The sequence below is a fragment of the Chryseobacterium sp. JV274 genome, from assembly GCF_903969135.1.
Lineage (GTDB): Bacteria > Bacteroidota > Bacteroidia > Flavobacteriales > Weeksellaceae > Chryseobacterium.
This window is the reverse complement of sequence record NZ_LR824569.1, coordinates 2,625,001-2,640,475: the sequence shown is the minus strand read 5'-3', so window position 1 is coordinate 2,640,475 and position 15,475 is coordinate 2,625,001. Positions and strand designations below refer to the sequence as shown.

The window sequence follows — 15,475 nt, the reverse complement described above, 5'->3', positions numbered from 1 at the left end:
AAATGATGATGAAGTTCTTTATAAGTTCTACATGATGAGTTTTTATTGAGAGAGAGACAAGTGCTGAATAAGAAAGAATGAAAAATTTTGAATTGTTCTTAAGCGGATCGGGAATACCTATTTTCTATGTAAAAATAGGACTTGGTTTCGTATTCGCCTTTTTAATTACTTTTTTCTCTATTCCTACCATCGTCAAGATCTCAAGAAGGAAGAATCTGATGGATGAGCCTGGGATAAGAAGTTCGCATCTTAGAGAAATTCCTAACCTTGGTGGAATTGCTATTTTCTATTCAATTGGAATTTGTGCTTCTATTTTTGCCTATGAGCTTTTTGACCTCTACAAATTTTTATTTGCTTCATTGATTATTCTGCTTTATGTAGGGGTAATGGATGATATTGTTGTAATGAGGGCTTATAAAAAACTTGTTGCACAAATTGTAGTGTCTTCACTGGTGGTGATTGGGTCAGATATTAGAATAAGAAGTTTATTTGGGATATTTGGTGTGTATGAACTGCAGTATTTTGTAAGTGTACTGTTCAGTATTACCACCTTTATTATTCTGATCAATGCTTTCAACCTGATCGATGGGATAGACGGACTGGCAGGCGGTTATTCTGTAATCTGCAGTGCTTTATTTGGAATAAGCTATTACCGGTTGGGAGAATATAATTATCCGCTGGTGGTATTATCTGTTGTTATTATCGGGACTGTATTGGCTTTTCTGTATTATAACCTGTCTAACTACCGTACCCGTAAAATATTTATGGGAGATACCGGATCTATGCTGCTTGGCTTTTTACTGGCCTTTACCTCCATTTGTTTCATAGATATTTTTATTGATAAAAACCTGGTAGATGTACCAAGATATCACCTTCAGTCTGCTCCTGTAGTAGCTGTAGCGATCCTGATTCTTCCGATCGTAGATACATTAAATGTAATATTTATAAGGCTTTACAATAAGAAATCACCATTTGACGCTGATAAAAATCACATTCACCATAAGCTGTTGAAGCTAAATCTTACCCACAGAAGATCTACTTTTTATATCATTCTTTACTATTTGATGATTGTGGGAGTTGCTTATTATTTAAGACATATTAATGTCAATCTGTTATTATTGGTGATTATTTCATTAGGCTTTTTCGGAGCTTATCTGCCAGATTTGCTATATCGATTAAGAAATAACAAAAATTAACAATTAAATATTACTTTTGTAAACAATATTCAAATATGATGAAGAATTTTAAATATTTATTTTTAATATTCCCTTTTTTAGTTACCTCATGTATCACAACAAAAGATGTGAGGTACTTGCAGCCAAGCGAAAGTCTTGTCATTAACGAAGAAGGTCTTATCCCGTACAATATTCCCGTGTACAGGATTACTAAAAACGACATCCTTAATCTTAATATTGTAACTACTCCCAAAGGAGATGCTGCACAGTTTTATTCCTCTTACAATACTTCAGGCGGAGTTACCGGCGGAGGGGCAATAAGTTCTGCAATATCAGGAGGTGGTAGTGCAGCAGGTGTAGTGAGTGCTAATTCCGGAGGTGGAAGAGGTGGAAATATGAATTTTTACTTTAACGGACTGAAGGTGGACTCCAATGGTGATATCAATGTGTTCGGGATAGGATATGTAAAAGCTGAAGGAAGAACTCTTGACGATATTACAAAAGAAATACAGGATAAAGTAAATGAAAATTTCCAGGAAGGTAAATCTGAAGTACGACTGAATACAGACGGTATTACATATTATATTCTTGGTGATGTGGAAACTACAGGACTTTCAGGCGAAAAAGTAGTCCACAAAAATACCCTTACCATTACTGAGGCATTGGCCATTAATGGTGGATTGAACAGAACTATTGATAAAAGAGAAGTCGTTATTCACAGAAAGCTTCCAGAAGGAATCAAAATTGCAAAAATAGATCTTACCCGTGAAGATCTTATGAACTCTCCTTATTATTATATACAGAACGGAGATGAAATCTATCTGAATACAAGAGCGAAAAGCTTGAATGGATTCGGAAAAGACCCGATCCAGACTTTGACTACAGGAGTTTCTGTAATTACTACTGCATTATCTATTTATTTACTCCTTAAAAATCTTTAGCCATGATTCCAGAAAGAGTAAACACTGCAGAGAAGACTAATTCTCAGAAAGATAAATCCGGGACATTTGCCTTATTTGATTTAGAACACTTTTTAAAAAGGATTCTTAAAAACTGGTACTGGTTTGTATTAATGCTTATCATTGGCTATGCCATAGCGTGGGTATACAGTAAATATTATGCACAAAATATTTATGCATCAGACTTATCATTAAGTACCTCCAGTAAAGCTTCGGAGTTTCTGCCAACTCAATCTAACCAATCTATTAACTTCATTTGGGGAGATACAGGAAATCAGGATGGGCTTTATTTGAAGAAAATGCTTTTATCCAGATCTCATAACGAATTTTTGGTAAAAGAATTAGATCTTTTTGTAAACTATTCTACCAAAGGGCTTATAAAATCTACTTACCTGGACAAAGATGATTCACCTGTTTTTCTTCAGATTGATAAAAAGCACCTTCAGCAGATCAATTATCCTATTACATTGATACCGAAAGGAAATGGAGCATATGAAGTGGTTTTGCCTGAAGAAGGAGAATCAACGAACTTATATAACTATGAAGTAGAAGGATTCCAGGATATTAACGCTTATAGCAGACCAGCAGATAAAACCATCAAAATTAATGAGTGGTATAATTCGCCTAACCTGAGATTCAGGCTGCTTCAAAATCCTGTTGCTACCAAAATTAAGCTGGATAATATTATTATCAATCTGAACTCTGTAAACCAGAGTGTAGATGAAATTGTTTCTACTACAGGAGTAGACTTTGACAAAGAAATCAGGTCTATTATGATTATTACTAAAAAAGGATACAACCTTAATAGTACAGTTAATTTCCTGAATAAATCTGTTGCAGAACTGCAGAAAAAAAGACTTGCTGATAAAAATATCGTTAATAAGAATACGGATATTTTTTTAAAAGACAACCTTGGGAATATCCGTAAAAAACTTGATTCAAGCGCAAATGTGCTTAATTATTTAAAGACTTCAGAAAAACTTTATAATATTAAAGACAGAGATGAAAAATCTCTCGAAAAAATAAAAGAACTTGAAGCTAAAAAAGCTGATATCATCAGTAAAATCAGCTCTCTGAATAATATCAAGAACACACTTCAGTCTCAGAATTTTGATAAAATGATCGGAACAAATGCGGCAGGTTTTGAAGATGGTGTTTTCACAGCAACGGTTTCTGAACTTAAAGCTTTATATATCAAAAAAGCTGAAATGGCCACTATTTATAAACCGTCATCAGAGCCTATGAGAGAAATCAACAGGCTTATTGATGAGGCAAGAATGGGGTCGTCCAATAGTTTGAGAAGCTATTATAACCGATATTATGAAGAAATCAATAAGATAGACCGTGAAATGGCTGGTGCCAATTCTGATTTAGCGACTTATCCTGAAAAAGAAAGAAGATATCTGGACGCAGAGAGAGGCTATAACATGATTGAAGCTACTTATAACAGTCTTTTGGGCAGACAGAGTGATACCCAGATGAGAATGGCTACCAATCAGTCTGATATAACGGTCATTGACCCGGCTAAAAATTTAGGACAAAGACCAATTGGGCCTAATGTTAAATTGGCGAAAACGGCTATTATTTCTGGAATGTTACTGCTTCCACTATTATTTATCCTGATTGGTGAGGTGTTTGACAACAAGATCCGAAATATTAAAGACCTTTTAAGTGCTACAAAAATTCCGCTTCTTGGGGTTATCGGAAATAACAACAATGAAAATATGCTTACTGTTCTGGAGCAGCCAAAATCATCCGTATCAGAAGCCTTCAGGGGAATAAGAGCCAATATGAGATTTTTGATGGATAATGAAGATCAAAAAGGGAAGGTTATATTAATCACATCATCCATCGGAGGAGAAGGAAAAACTTATATTTCCATTAATCTGGCATCTGTAATTGGATTAAGTGATAAAAAAACAATCTTATTGGGAATGGACCTTAGAAAACCAAAAATCTTTGGAGACTTCAAGATTGATAATAAATATGGTATTTCAAATTATCTGACCGGGGAAGTGGGAATTGATCAGATTGTCAACAAAACAAAAATCCCAAATCTGGATGTTGCCACTTCAGGACCTATCCCGCCAAACCCTTCTGAGCTTTTAATGAGCCAGAGAAATATCAAATTTATAGAAGAACTGAAAGAAAAATATGATTTCATTATTATAGATTCACCACCGGTAGGATTAGTGGCAGATTCATATGAGCTTATGAAGCATTCTGATGCCAATATTTATGTTGTGCGCCATGAATACACAGAAAAGTATATGCTGAAAATGATCACGGATAAGTATCATAATGATGAGATTGACAATTTAGGACTTGTTTATAATGATTATAATACAAAACAAGGCTACGGTTACGGTTATGGCTACGGCTATGGTTACGGATATTTTGATGAAGATAAAAATTATAAAGAACCATTGTTGATAAGGATCAGAAATAAAGTACAGGTATTATTTAATAAAAAATAAAGCATTAAACCCTCATTTAATGGGGGTTTTTTCATATTTAATGTATTTTCATTCTATGAAAAAAAGAATATTTTTGCCACTTTGCCGTTTACTTTATAACAAATTATGTTTTTTTGTTTATTTTTAACTAAACATTAAGATTATCATTAATATAAAAATGTTTTATATTTGCAAAAATTAAATTTTAAAATAACCATAAATCCATATTCTTTTATGAATAAAAAATTATTGTTTAGCTTCCTTGCCTTCCTTGGAGTGGTAAGTGTTAAAGCACAAAGAAACGAATTGGGAGTTCGTCTAGGTATGAGTAACCTAGTGGGAGATGTAGGAAGGACAAATTATATTTTACAGAAGCCGTTGGATTTAAACAGAGTGTCAGATTGGGGCATCCCATTTTATGGAGGTTTGTTATATAGATTTAATTTTAACCCGCATCAGACCGTTAGATTGGATTTAGGATACAACCAGGTTCAGTTTAGTGATAAAGCTGCGAAAGAAGATTATAGAAGAAATAGAAACTCATACGGAAAAAATAATGTGTATGAGGCGAGTTTAATGTTTGAGTATAACTTTTTCCCGGTAAATAATGAGCAGATCAGCATGCTAAGCCCTTATATCTTCGGAGGTGTTGGTGCTTTAATGTTTGATGCTCCTAAAGCAAATCTTGTGAATGATTTCAGAAGAGATGCAGATGGGGTGGCGCAGGCTCCAATCAATGAATTGGACTTCACCACAAGAACAGAGTATTCATTAGGGAAAAAAGTAACGATGCATATTCCTTTTGGGGTAGGTTTGAAGTATAAATTCAACCACTCCTGGGCAATATTTGCAGAAGCTACATTCAGATATACATTGACGGATCAGCTGGATCATAGTAAGATTCTTTCCGAAGATGTAAAAACTTCTTTTAATGCTGATATTTTGGACCCTGCAACAGGAGGTTCATTATTACAGTCAGGAAATTATTATGCGGTTTCTAAAGAAAGAGAAACAGAGTTTATTAATAAGAGAAATATTGGAGATGGCAGATCTAAAGATTGGATGAATACGTTTAGCTTAGGGCTCACGTATTCGTTCGGAAGGCCTCCATGTTATTGTGAATAATATGTCGTTGATTAAAGATAAAATAAATTCTGAGAATTTACCAAAACACGTAGCCATCATTATGGATGGTAATGGAAGATGGGCAAAATCTCGTGGCGAAGAAAGAACTTTCGGTCACAAAAATGCCATTAATGCAGTAAGAAATGCTATTAATGCCTGTAATGAGATTAATATCCCTTACTTAACACTTTATACATTCTCTTCAGAAAATTGGAGTCGTCCAACCGAAGAAGTAAATACCCTTATGAACCTGCTGGTAGAAACATTACTGCTTGAAGCAGAAGAAATCTTCAGCAAGGGATTGAGAATGCATGTGATAGGGAACCTTGATAAACTGCCTGCTTTGGTAAAAGAGCAGTTGGAACGTGTGGTAGAACTCACAAAAGAAAACACAAAAGGAAACCTTGTATTAGCTATAAGCTATGGCTCACAAAATGAAATGCTGGAAGCCGTTAAAAATATAAGTTCTGATGTAAAAGAAGGAAAAGTAGAGATAGAAAATATTAACGAAAGTTTATTTGAAAGCTACCTTTATACAAAAGATTTTCCTCCTGTAGACTTACTGATCAGAACCAGCGGTGAAATAAGAATAAGTAATTTCCTGCTTTGGCAGATCGCTTATGCAGAACTACAGTTTTTAAATGTTCTGTGGCCGGATTTTACCAAAGATATTTTCTTTCAATGTATTGTAGATTATCAAAACAAAGAAAGAAGATACGGTTTAACCGGTGAGCAAGTAAAAGGCCAATAAAATTTTAAGAAAAGAAAGACTCGATAAAATGAAGTTTAGACTATTACCCATCATTATGTTTGCTGCTTCTGCACATTTTTATGGACAAGTAACTCCACAAGACAGCACAAAAGTAAATAATGCTGTCCACGCAGAAAATGAGGCAGGCACTTATACACTTAAAGACATCGTTGTAGATGGGGTAAAAAAATATACACCAGCTCAGATCTTAAGATTTACAGGTCTTACTAAAGGAGAAAGCGTAGACATTCCGGGACAGAAAATCAGCAATGCTGTTAAAAAACTTTGGGATACCCAATCTTTTTCTGAAGTGGAAGTTTATGTTCAAAGCATTGAAGGACAGACAATCGTTCTGAAATTTCACCTGCAGGATCTGAAAGAACTTGGAGAAGTGAAATTTGCAGGAAAAGGAATTGGTAAATCTAAGAGTGAAAAGCTGGCAAAGGATAACAACCTTAAACCAGGAACTAAGATTACTCAAAACTTAGTGTCTAGTCTTAAAACAAATGTCCCTAAAGACTATATTAAGAAAGGTTTTGCAGATGCTAAAATCAGTATTCAGGATAAAGTAAACGCAGGAGATCCTGCTTTAGTAGACTGGACTATTAATGTAGAAAAGGGAAAAAGAATTAAGATTGATCATATTGAATTTGAAGGAAACGAAAATGTAACCGATAGAAAGCTTAGAAACAAAGCTTTCAAAGAAACAAAACAAAAACGTTTTGGTATTGGTGGTATTTTGAAATCCTCAAAATTCATTGAAGATAAATATCAGGAAGATAAGCAAGGTCTTATCAATTATTATAACTCCCTGGGATATAGAGATGCGAAAATTGTTTCAGATTCAGTGTGGAGAAACAAAAGAAATAACTACGAAATCAATGTAAAACTTAATGAGGGTAAAAAATATTACATCGGGGACGTTACATTCACGGGGAATACAGTATACGCTACAGAATATTTACAGAGATTATTAGGATACAAGAAAGGAGATATTTACGATGCAGTAGGATTCAACAAAAAAGTTGGAGAAGATGGAGGTAAAGAAGATGATTCAGATATCAAATCTGTTTACATGAACAACGGTTACCTTTTCTCCAATGTTACACCTGTTGAAAAATCGGTATCAGGAGATGCTGTAAACCTTGAAGTTAGAATTAATGAAGGTGAGCAGGCTACCTGGAATAAAGTAACATGGCAGGGGAATACTACAACCCATGACCACGTTATCCTTAGAGCACTGAGAACAAAACCGGGAGAACTATTCAAGAAAACGGAAATTAAAAGAACATATTTCGATTTAGCAGGGATGTCATTCTTTGACCCTCAGCAGATCGGACAGGATATCCAGCCAAACCAGCAGGACAACACTGTTGATATTAACTGGAAGCTTGTAGAAAAAGGATCTTCCCAAGTACAGCTGCAGGCAGGTTACGGTGGTAACAGCTTCATTGGTACTTTAGGATTAACTTTTAATAACTTCTCATTAAAGAACTTCCTTAAGTTTAAAGACTTCAAACCAGTACCTCAGGGAGACGGACAAACGTTCTCTATTCAGGTGCAGGCAGGACAGTATTTCCAAAATTACGGGGTATCATTTACAGAGCCGTGGTTATTTGGTACAAGAGCAACAGCCCTTTCTGTAAGTTTGAATAACTCCAGAGTAAGATATACGGATCAATATGGAGCAGCTCAGAAGCTTAATATCTTCTCTGCTTCAGCTGGTTTAAACAGACTATTGAACTGGCCGGATGATTATTTCTCATTGTACACAGGATTACAGTTCCAGAAGTATGATTTCAATAACTATCCATTCCAGTTTGGAAATACTACAGAAACGAATGGTACTGCCAATAACTTCAGTGTGAACTTAGGGTTGAGCAGAAACTCAGCAGGTATCGACCCAATCTTCCCGACAATGGGATCCAATATTGAGCTTTCAGCAAAACTGACACCTCCATACTCATTGTTTAAAAAGAAAGATTATTCTACAATGTCAGCTATTGACAAGTATAAGTGGATGGAATTCTATAAGATTAAATTCAAGGCAGATGTATACAATGAAATCGTTGGAAAACTGGTCTTGAGATCTTCTGCAGAAATGGGATTCATGGACGGATATAACAGTAAACTGGGAGCTCCGCCATTTGAAAGATTCTATATGGGAGGTACAGGTCTTTTCGGAGGTAGATATGACGGTAGAGAATTGATTCCTTTAAGAGGATATGAAAATGCCAGCACAGAAGGAGGTCAGGCAGATGATATTACTCAGACAGGTGGTGGTACAATCTATAACAGATTTACTTTAGAATTAAGATACCCGATCTCAATGAGCCAGACTGCAAAAATCTATGCATTGACATTTGCTGAAGGAGGTAACGTATGGAATTCATGGAGTTCTTACAGCCCGTTCCAATTGAAAAGATCAGTAGGTATAGGAGTAAGAGTTTATATGGGAGCATTTGGATTAATCGGATTTGACTTCGCACTAGGTCTTGATAAAACATTATCAGGTGACAAGTCAGGATGGAGAAACCACTTCTTGATGAACCAAACATTATAATTACAAATATGAAGCACTTTAAAATAATTTTCACGTTCGCATTACTATTGCTTTTTGGATTCAGCAATGCCCAGAAAATAGGAGTAGTGGATACTAATGAAATTTTAAATAAATTACCTCAGTATAAAGAAGCTGAAGCAAGATTGAATTCTCAGATCGATACCTGGGAGTCAGAACTTCAAAGTCTTCAATCTGAATATGAAAGAAAAAAAGCTGCTTTTGAAAGTGAAAAAGTATTATTGATAGGTGACCAGCTTAAACTGAGAGAAAAAGAAGTTGTAGACCTCGATAAAAATATTAAAACGACTACTAGCTTACGTTTTGGAGCTAACGGTGAAATTACAAAACTGAGAACAAACCTTGTTTTGCCTTTTCAGGACCAGATCTGGGGAGCCATCAAAACAATGTCCGAAAAAAATGGATTGGGCATAGTTCTTGATAAAAGCAATAACATTAGTGTTATTTTCCTTCAGTCAAAATATGATTACACCGAGAAAGTATTGTCTGTTTTGTTGAAAGGAACAGATAAGAAGGAAAAAACAAATAGCAAAGGCAAAAAATAAGTTTAAAAATTAACTTTTGCTATATTTTAAAATCTAAAAACAAATTAAATTATTTATTTACCAGTTATGAAAAAATTAAGTGTATTATTTGCAGCAGTAATGATGGTTGTATCTGTAGGTATGGCAAAAGCTCAAAAAATTGCTACTTTAGATGTAATGGGAGTTCTTAACGCTATGCCGGAGAAAAAGAAAGCAGATGCTGATCTTAAAACATTCTTAGATACTAAACAAGCTGAGATTAAGAAAAAAGCTGACGCAGCTCAAACTAAATATCAGCAATATCAAACAGAAGCTCCGAAAAAAACAGCTGACGAAAACGCAGCAAGAGAAGCTGAAATGAAAAAATTAGCTGAAGAAATCCAGCAAATGCAGGACAAAGCTCAAAAAGATCTACAAGCTAAGCAGGATTTGGCTTTCGGTCCAGTTGAGAAAAAACTGAACGATGCAGTAGAAAAAGTAGCTAAAGCTAACGGATACGATTATATTATGGATGCTAACTCAACTGCATTCCTTTATAAAGCAGGACCAGATGCTACTCCAGCTGTAAAGAAAGAACTTGGAGTTCAATAATTTCAGCAAATTAACAAAGATTTATAAAACTAACCATCTCTATTAGAGGTGGTTTTTTTATTTTTGCGGAATGGAAAAAGAAGTATCAACTACGGTAAAAGTTAGATTTAGTGACTGCGATCCGATCGGACATTTGAATAATGTAAAATATCTTGATTATATGTTCAATGCCAGAGAAGATCATGTGGAAACATTCTACGGATTTACCTATGAAGAATATACCAAGAAAACCGGCTGTACCTGGATTGCTATTCAAAATGAAATAGCCTATTTAAAAGAAGTAAGATATAACACACAGGTAGTAATCAGCAGCAAAACCATCGATGTACAGGATAGAACGGCAAAAGTGGAAATCCTTATGAAAAGTTTAGATGAAAAGACAATCCATGCCGTACTTTGGGTAACTGTTATTTATTTCAATGTTAAAACAAGAAAATCTGAAGTTCATCCCGAAGATGTCAAAGAAATTTTCGACAAGTTTTATGTAGATTTGATTCAGAAAGACTTCCAGTCAAGAGTGAAGTTTTTAAGAAGCCAAAATGCAAAAAATTCTTAATCAGCAACTCTTATTGAAGATTCCAACTTAAAAATTAATAATATATAAATGAAAAAAATAGCAGTAATAGGAAGCAACGGACAATTGGGAAACTGCATTAGAAAAATAGCTCCAGACTTTGAACATCAATATGAATTCTTATTTACAGACTCATCCACTCTTGATGTTACCAATGAAGACCAGGTGAATGACTTCTTTTATGATAACAAACCTGATTACTGCATTAATGCTTCAGCATACACAGCGGTAGATCTGGCTGAAACAGAAAAAGAAAAAGCTTTTGCAGTAAATGCTTATGGGGTAGCTCATCTTGCCCAGGCGTGTGTAGATTATAAAACGACCCTGATTCATGTTTCTACAGACTATGTTTTTGATGGAACCACAAATCTGCCATACTCGGAAGATGATTTTACAAATCCGATAGGCGTATATGGAGAATCAAAAAGAAAAGGTGAAGAACTTGCTCTGGAAATTAATCCTAAAACAATTATCCTGAGAACCTCATGGCTGTACTCAGAGTTCAATAAGAATTTTGTGAAAACCATGCTGAACCTTTTCTCTCAGAAAAAAGAACTGGGAATTGTTGCTGATCAGTTTGGACAGCCGACCAATGCAAATGATCTGGCGGAAGCTATCATGGATATCATCAAAGCTCACCGTAAAATCTATGGAGTCTTTCACTTCTCAAACTATCCGGAGACAACATGGTTTGAATTTGCAAAAAAAATTGCTGAATTTTCAAAATCTTCAGTAAAACTGAATCCACTAACAACCGAACAGTATCCAACACCTGCCAAAAGACCCGTAAGAAGTACAATGTCTTTGGATAAAATAGAAGAGACTTACAAAATAGAACCCAAACATTGGGAAAACAGCCTTGAGGAATGTGTTGATACACTTTCACAACAATAATATATATGAAGAATATTGCAATCATCTTTTCCGTATTGTGTGTCCAGCTGTGGAATGCACAGAATGTTTATCTGACTAAAGTTGAAAAAACAAATGATAACCCGGATAAATTCTTTTATAAAAAAGAAACCGCCACTGCTGATGCCGTTTATTTAGGAGAAGTAGAAGTTCAGGGCTTTTCAAAAGATGATGCACTTACATTTTCCTTAGTCTATAAAAAGGCAAAAGAGATCGGTGCCAATACTTTTGAATTAAAACCTTTCGAAAGCATAGATGGTGTAGCTCAGCCATTCAACGCTTCCAATTATAAGATTGCTTTATATTATACACCTAAAGAAAAGCTGGCAGCTCAGCATGGCGAGATGTATATATTTGCATCCTCTGAAAAAGATCAGAAAATAAACATCAATCGTAAAGACTATATTATCTCTCCAAGATCATTTTTAAAATTAAAAATTGTTCCGGGGGAAGTCTATACAATTTCAACCAAGAAACTTCTGGGTTCTACTATCAAAGTTCAGCCAAAAGCGAATGATGATAACTTATACTTTCAGGTTTCATCTTTAAAAGTAAAGCCGGATAACTCAGGAGTAGGAGGGTTGAATCTTAAATCCGGTGATATTATTGGGTTGGAAAAGTCCTATGCCGAATTTTTAAGCGCTATTTACAAAGAAAAAAATCCTTAAAAAATTACCTGCAACAGTATTATGACAGGTTTTCCTTTTGGTAGATTTAAATTGAGAACAAATGTTTAAAATTTTTCTCTCTGCGTTCCAGCGTATTAGGGTTAAATATTACGGGTGTGTAAAATTTATGTTAAATAAAGTTGTTTTGCGTTGCAATAAGTTGTTATCTTTGCCCCACTGAAAAACGAGAGTAATACAGTAGCGCAGGAGAGCTTTTAGATAAGCATAGACATTATGATACTTCAAAAAAGAGGCAGACAAAAAACTTTAATTTTTTATCAAAAAAAGTTGCGAGTTTAAAAAGAGTTTGTATCTTTGCAGTCCCAAATAAAGGGAGCGCAGGAGTAGAGTGATTGAGGTTTAGGAGAGGGATTAAGGTTACTTAAAAAACTTTAAAATTTTCTTTCAAAACATTTGGTCATTAAGAAATAAAGTTTTACTTTTGCACTCGCAAATACGGAGCGCCACTGACAGAAGAGAGTGCTTCGTTACAAAGCGAAAGATATAAAGATCATTGACATACAATATAACAACCAAGTAAGGAAAAACTAAAGCGTAAAAAAACTTTGAGTGAGTCAGACAAACATACAATGGAGAGTTTGATCCTGGCTCAGGATGAACGCTAGCGGGAGGCCTAACACATGCAAGCCGAGCGGTATTGTTTCTTCGGAAATGAGAGAGCGGCGTACGGGTGCGGAACACGTGTGCAACCTGCCTTTATCTGGGGGATAGCCTTTCGAAAGGGAGATTAATACCCCATAATATTTAGAATGGCATCATTTTAAATTGAAAACTCCGGTGGATAGAGATGGGCACGCGCAAGATTAGATAGTTGGTGAGGTAACGGCTCACCAAGTCAACGATCTTTAGGGGGCCTGAGAGGGTGATCCCCCACACTGGTACTGAGACACGGACCAGACTCCTACGGGAGGCAGCAGTGAGGAATATTGGACAATGGGTGAGAGCCTGATCCAGCCATCCCGCGTGAAGGACGACGGCCCTATGGGTTGTAAACTTCTTTTGTATAGGGATAAACCTACCCTCGTGAGGGTAGCTGAAGGTACTATACGAATAAGCACCGGCTAACTCCGTGCCAGCAGCCGCGGTAATACGGAGGGTGCAAGCGTTATCCGGATTTATTGGGTTTAAAGGGTCCGTAGGCGGATCTGTAAGTCAGTGGTGAAATCTCACAGCTTAACTGTGAAACTGCCATTGATACTGCAGGTCTTGAGTGTTGTTGAAGTAGCTGGAATAAGTAGTGTAGCGGTGAAATGCATAGATATTACTTAGAACACCAATTGCGAAGGCAGGTTACTAAGCAACAACTGACGCTGATGGACGAAAGCGTGGGGAGCGAACAGGATTAGATACCCTGGTAGTCCACGCCGTAAACGATGCTAACTCGTTTTTGGTTTTTCGGAATCAGAGACTAAGCGAAAGTGATAAGTTAGCCACCTGGGGAGTACGTTCGCAAGAATGAAACTCAAAGGAATTGACGGGGGCCCGCACAAGCGGTGGATTATGTGGTTTAATTCGATGATACGCGAGGAACCTTACCAAGGCTTAAATGGGAAATGACAGGTTTAGAAATAGACTTTTCTTCGGACATTTTTCAAGGTGCTGCATGGTTGTCGTCAGCTCGTGCCGTGAGGTGTTAGGTTAAGTCCTGCAACGAGCGCAACCCCTGTCACTAGTTGCCATCATTAAGTTGGGGACTCTAGTGAGACTGCCTACGCAAGTAGAGAGGAAGGTGGGGATGACGTCAAATCATCACGGCCCTTACGCCTTGGGCCACACACGTAATACAATGGCCAGTACAGAGGGCAGCTACACGGTGACGTGATGCAAATCTCGAAAGCTGGTCTCAGTTCGGATTGGAGTCTGCAACTCGACTCTATGAAGCTGGAATCGCTAGTAATCGCGCATCAGCCATGGCGCGGTGAATACGTTCCCGGGCCTTGTACACACCGCCCGTCAAGCCATGGAAGTCTGGGGTACCTGAAGTCGGTGACCGTAAAAGGAGCTGCCTAGGGTAAAACAGGTAACTAGGGCTAAGTCGTAACAAGGTAGCCGTACCGGAAGGTGCGGCTGGAACATCTCATTTTAGAGCGTCGTAAGACGATAAAAAAACAAAGGTACTTAAATGTACCATGCACTTACTTCAAAGTAAAGCTTTAGTTTTTTGTTTGGTTGGTTATATAAAAAATACAACACCCACTAGAAATTAGTATAGGGAAAGAGATTGAGAAATGAAGAAGAGGAAAAGTATAACTTACTTACTCATCCCCATAACTCATATAAAGTCTCGTAGCTCAGCTGGTTAGAGCGCTACACTGATAATGTAGAGGTCGGCAGTTCGAGCCTGCCCGAGACTACTAATTAAAGCGGCTGGCAAATAGCTTATAGCTGATGGCAAAAATGCCAGAAGCCAGAAGCAAATAGCCAACAGCAACTAGAGGGGGAATTAGCTCAGCTGGCTAGAGCGCCTGCCTTGCACGCAGGAGGTCAAGGGTTCGACTCCCTTATTCTCCACAGTTTTGGAAGACTGATTTAAAAGTTACGGATAGAGCCAAAAACAATATCTGTTCATCAGTTGTACAAAAAGAATTTAAGATCATTGACATTAACGGTAAAGACATCACAAAGAGATAACCGAGCACTTTCGAGTGCCGAGTTTATAAAAATATCGATAAATTAAATTTATCAAAAAATACTGAACTAATATAATTATTAGGAAAGAAATCGTTAAGGGCGTATGGCGGATGCCTAGGCTTTCAGAGGCGACGAAGGACGTGGTAAGCTGCGAAAAGCTGCGGGGATTGGCACACACGAATTGATCCGCAGATGTCCGAATGGGGCAACCCGGCTGGTTGAAGACCAGTCACCTCGTAAGAGGAGCAAACCCGGAGAACTGAAACATCTAAGTACCCGGAGGAAAAGAAATCGAAGAGATTCCGTAAGTAGTGGCGAGCGAAAGCGGATTAGCCCAAAAGCTGATATATGTTTAATAGAATGTTCTGGAAAGAACAGCCGTAGAGGGTGATAGCCCCGTATATGAAAGGCATATTTGAGTGATAAATGAGTAGGGCGGGACACGTGAAATCCTGTCTGAATATGGGGGGACCATCCTCCAAGGCTAAATACTCCTGAAAGACCGAT

The 15,475-nt window shown here is 36.8% G+C and carries 11 protein-coding genes, 2 tRNA genes and 2 rRNA genes (1 of these 15 cut by a window edge); all 15 read left to right on the top strand.

The genetic code is table 11. The annotated features are described in order from the left end of the window. Positions 1–77 precede the first annotated feature (77 nt). Entirely contained in the window at positions 78–1,196 is a 1,119-nt protein-coding gene (locus CHRYMOREF3P_RS12205) for a glycosyltransferase family 4 protein (RefSeq protein ID WP_077419564.1), read from the top strand. A gap of 35 nt (positions 1,197–1,231) precedes the next feature. After that, positions 1,232–2,116, top strand: a complete 885-nt coding sequence (locus tag CHRYMOREF3P_RS12200; protein ID WP_077419565.1) for a polysaccharide biosynthesis/export family protein — start codon at positions 1,232–1,234, stop codon at positions 2,114–2,116. Positions 2,117–2,118: 2 nt separating this feature from the next. Next, on the top strand, positions 2,119–4,611 hold the full coding sequence (locus CHRYMOREF3P_RS12195; RefSeq protein ID WP_077419566.1) for a polysaccharide biosynthesis tyrosine autokinase: 2,493 nt from the start codon (positions 2,119–2,121) through the stop codon (positions 4,609–4,611). 213 nt (positions 4,612–4,824) lie between these two features. Continuing rightward, positions 4,825–5,715, top strand: coding sequence for a DUF6089 family protein (locus CHRYMOREF3P_RS12190; RefSeq protein WP_077419567.1), 891 nt, complete (start codon positions 4,825–4,827; stop codon positions 5,713–5,715). Position 5,716: 1 nt separating this feature from the next. Further along, positions 5,717–6,466 carry an isoprenyl transferase gene (locus tag CHRYMOREF3P_RS12185; protein WP_077419568.1) on the top strand — a complete coding sequence of 250 codons (750 nt, stop codon included), beginning with the start codon at positions 5,717–5,719 and terminating at the stop codon, positions 6,464–6,466. Positions 6,467–6,494: 28 nt separating this feature from the next. Next, complete coding sequence (bamA, locus tag CHRYMOREF3P_RS12180) at positions 6,495–9,029, top strand: outer membrane protein assembly factor BamA (protein WP_077419569.1); 2,535 nt, start codon at positions 6,495–6,497, stop codon at positions 9,027–9,029. An 8-nt stretch (positions 9,030–9,037) separates the two neighbouring features. Continuing rightward, complete coding sequence (locus tag CHRYMOREF3P_RS12175) at positions 9,038–9,592, top strand: OmpH family outer membrane protein (protein ID WP_047381939.1); 555 nt, start codon at positions 9,038–9,040, stop codon at positions 9,590–9,592. Between the two features lie 66 nt (positions 9,593–9,658). Then, the gene (locus CHRYMOREF3P_RS12170) at positions 9,659–10,162 is read left to right on the top strand and encodes an OmpH family outer membrane protein (protein WP_047377419.1); all 504 of its coding nucleotides are present in this window, start codon (positions 9,659–9,661) and stop codon (positions 10,160–10,162) included. Positions 10,163–10,232: 70 nt separating this feature from the next. Continuing rightward, positions 10,233–10,718, top strand: coding sequence for an acyl-CoA thioesterase (locus tag CHRYMOREF3P_RS12165; protein ID WP_047377420.1), 486 nt, complete (start codon positions 10,233–10,235; stop codon positions 10,716–10,718). 48 nt (positions 10,719–10,766) lie between these two features. After that, the gene (gene rfbD / locus CHRYMOREF3P_RS12160; protein ID WP_180564733.1) at positions 10,767–11,630 is read left to right on the top strand and encodes a dTDP-4-dehydrorhamnose reductase; all 864 of its coding nucleotides are present in this window, start codon (positions 10,767–10,769) and stop codon (positions 11,628–11,630) included. A gap of 5 nt (positions 11,631–11,635) precedes the next feature. Next, a complete protein-coding gene (locus tag CHRYMOREF3P_RS12155) occupies positions 11,636–12,316 on the top strand; it encodes a hypothetical protein (protein ID WP_180564732.1) in 681 nt (226 codons plus the stop codon). A gap of 587 nt (positions 12,317–12,903) precedes the next feature. Further along, positions 12,904–14,420, top strand: a 16S ribosomal RNA gene (locus CHRYMOREF3P_RS12150). A gap of 197 nt (positions 14,421–14,617) precedes the next feature. Next, a tRNA-Ile gene (locus CHRYMOREF3P_RS12145) sits at positions 14,618–14,691 on the top strand. Positions 14,692–14,774: 83 nt separating this feature from the next. After that, positions 14,775–14,848: transfer RNA gene (locus CHRYMOREF3P_RS12140), tRNA-Ala, on the top strand. A gap of 203 nt (positions 14,849–15,051) precedes the next feature. Then, positions 15,052–15,475: ribosomal RNA gene (locus tag CHRYMOREF3P_RS12135) — 23S ribosomal RNA — on the top strand (it continues 2,335 nt past the right edge of the window). Together the 16S and 23S rRNA genes with 2 tRNA genes alongside form the textbook arrangement of a ribosomal RNA operon.

What these genes read in the sequence shown, in the direction of transcription:
- bamA (WP_077419569.1), top strand. Translation starts at nt 6,495, where the DNA reads ATGAAGTTTAGACTATTACCCATCATTATGTTTGCTGCTTCTGCACAT.
- CHRYMOREF3P_RS12170 (WP_047377419.1), top strand. Translation starts at nt 9,659, where the DNA reads ATGAAAAAATTAAGTGTATTATTTGCAGCAGTAATGATGGTTGTATCT.
- CHRYMOREF3P_RS12205 (WP_077419564.1), top strand. Translation starts at nt 78, where the DNA reads ATGAAAAATTTTGAATTGTTCTTAAGCGGATCGGGAATACCTATTTTC.
- CHRYMOREF3P_RS12190 (WP_077419567.1), top strand. Translation starts at nt 4,825, where the DNA reads ATGAATAAAAAATTATTGTTTAGCTTCCTTGCCTTCCTTGGAGTGGTA.
- rfbD (WP_180564733.1), top strand. Translation starts at nt 10,767, where the DNA reads ATGAAAAAAATAGCAGTAATAGGAAGCAACGGACAATTGGGAAACTGC.
- CHRYMOREF3P_RS12185 (WP_077419568.1), top strand. Translation starts at nt 5,717, where the DNA reads ATGTCGTTGATTAAAGATAAAATAAATTCTGAGAATTTACCAAAACAC.
- CHRYMOREF3P_RS12155 (WP_180564732.1), top strand. Translation starts at nt 11,636, where the DNA reads ATGAAGAATATTGCAATCATCTTTTCCGTATTGTGTGTCCAGCTGTGG.
- CHRYMOREF3P_RS12200 (WP_077419565.1), top strand. Translation starts at nt 1,232, where the DNA reads ATGATGAAGAATTTTAAATATTTATTTTTAATATTCCCTTTTTTAGTT.
- CHRYMOREF3P_RS12165 (WP_047377420.1), top strand. Translation starts at nt 10,233, where the DNA reads ATGGAAAAAGAAGTATCAACTACGGTAAAAGTTAGATTTAGTGACTGC.
- CHRYMOREF3P_RS12195 (WP_077419566.1), top strand. Translation starts at nt 2,119, where the DNA reads ATGATTCCAGAAAGAGTAAACACTGCAGAGAAGACTAATTCTCAGAAA.
- CHRYMOREF3P_RS12175 (WP_047381939.1), top strand. Translation starts at nt 9,038, where the DNA reads ATGAAGCACTTTAAAATAATTTTCACGTTCGCATTACTATTGCTTTTT.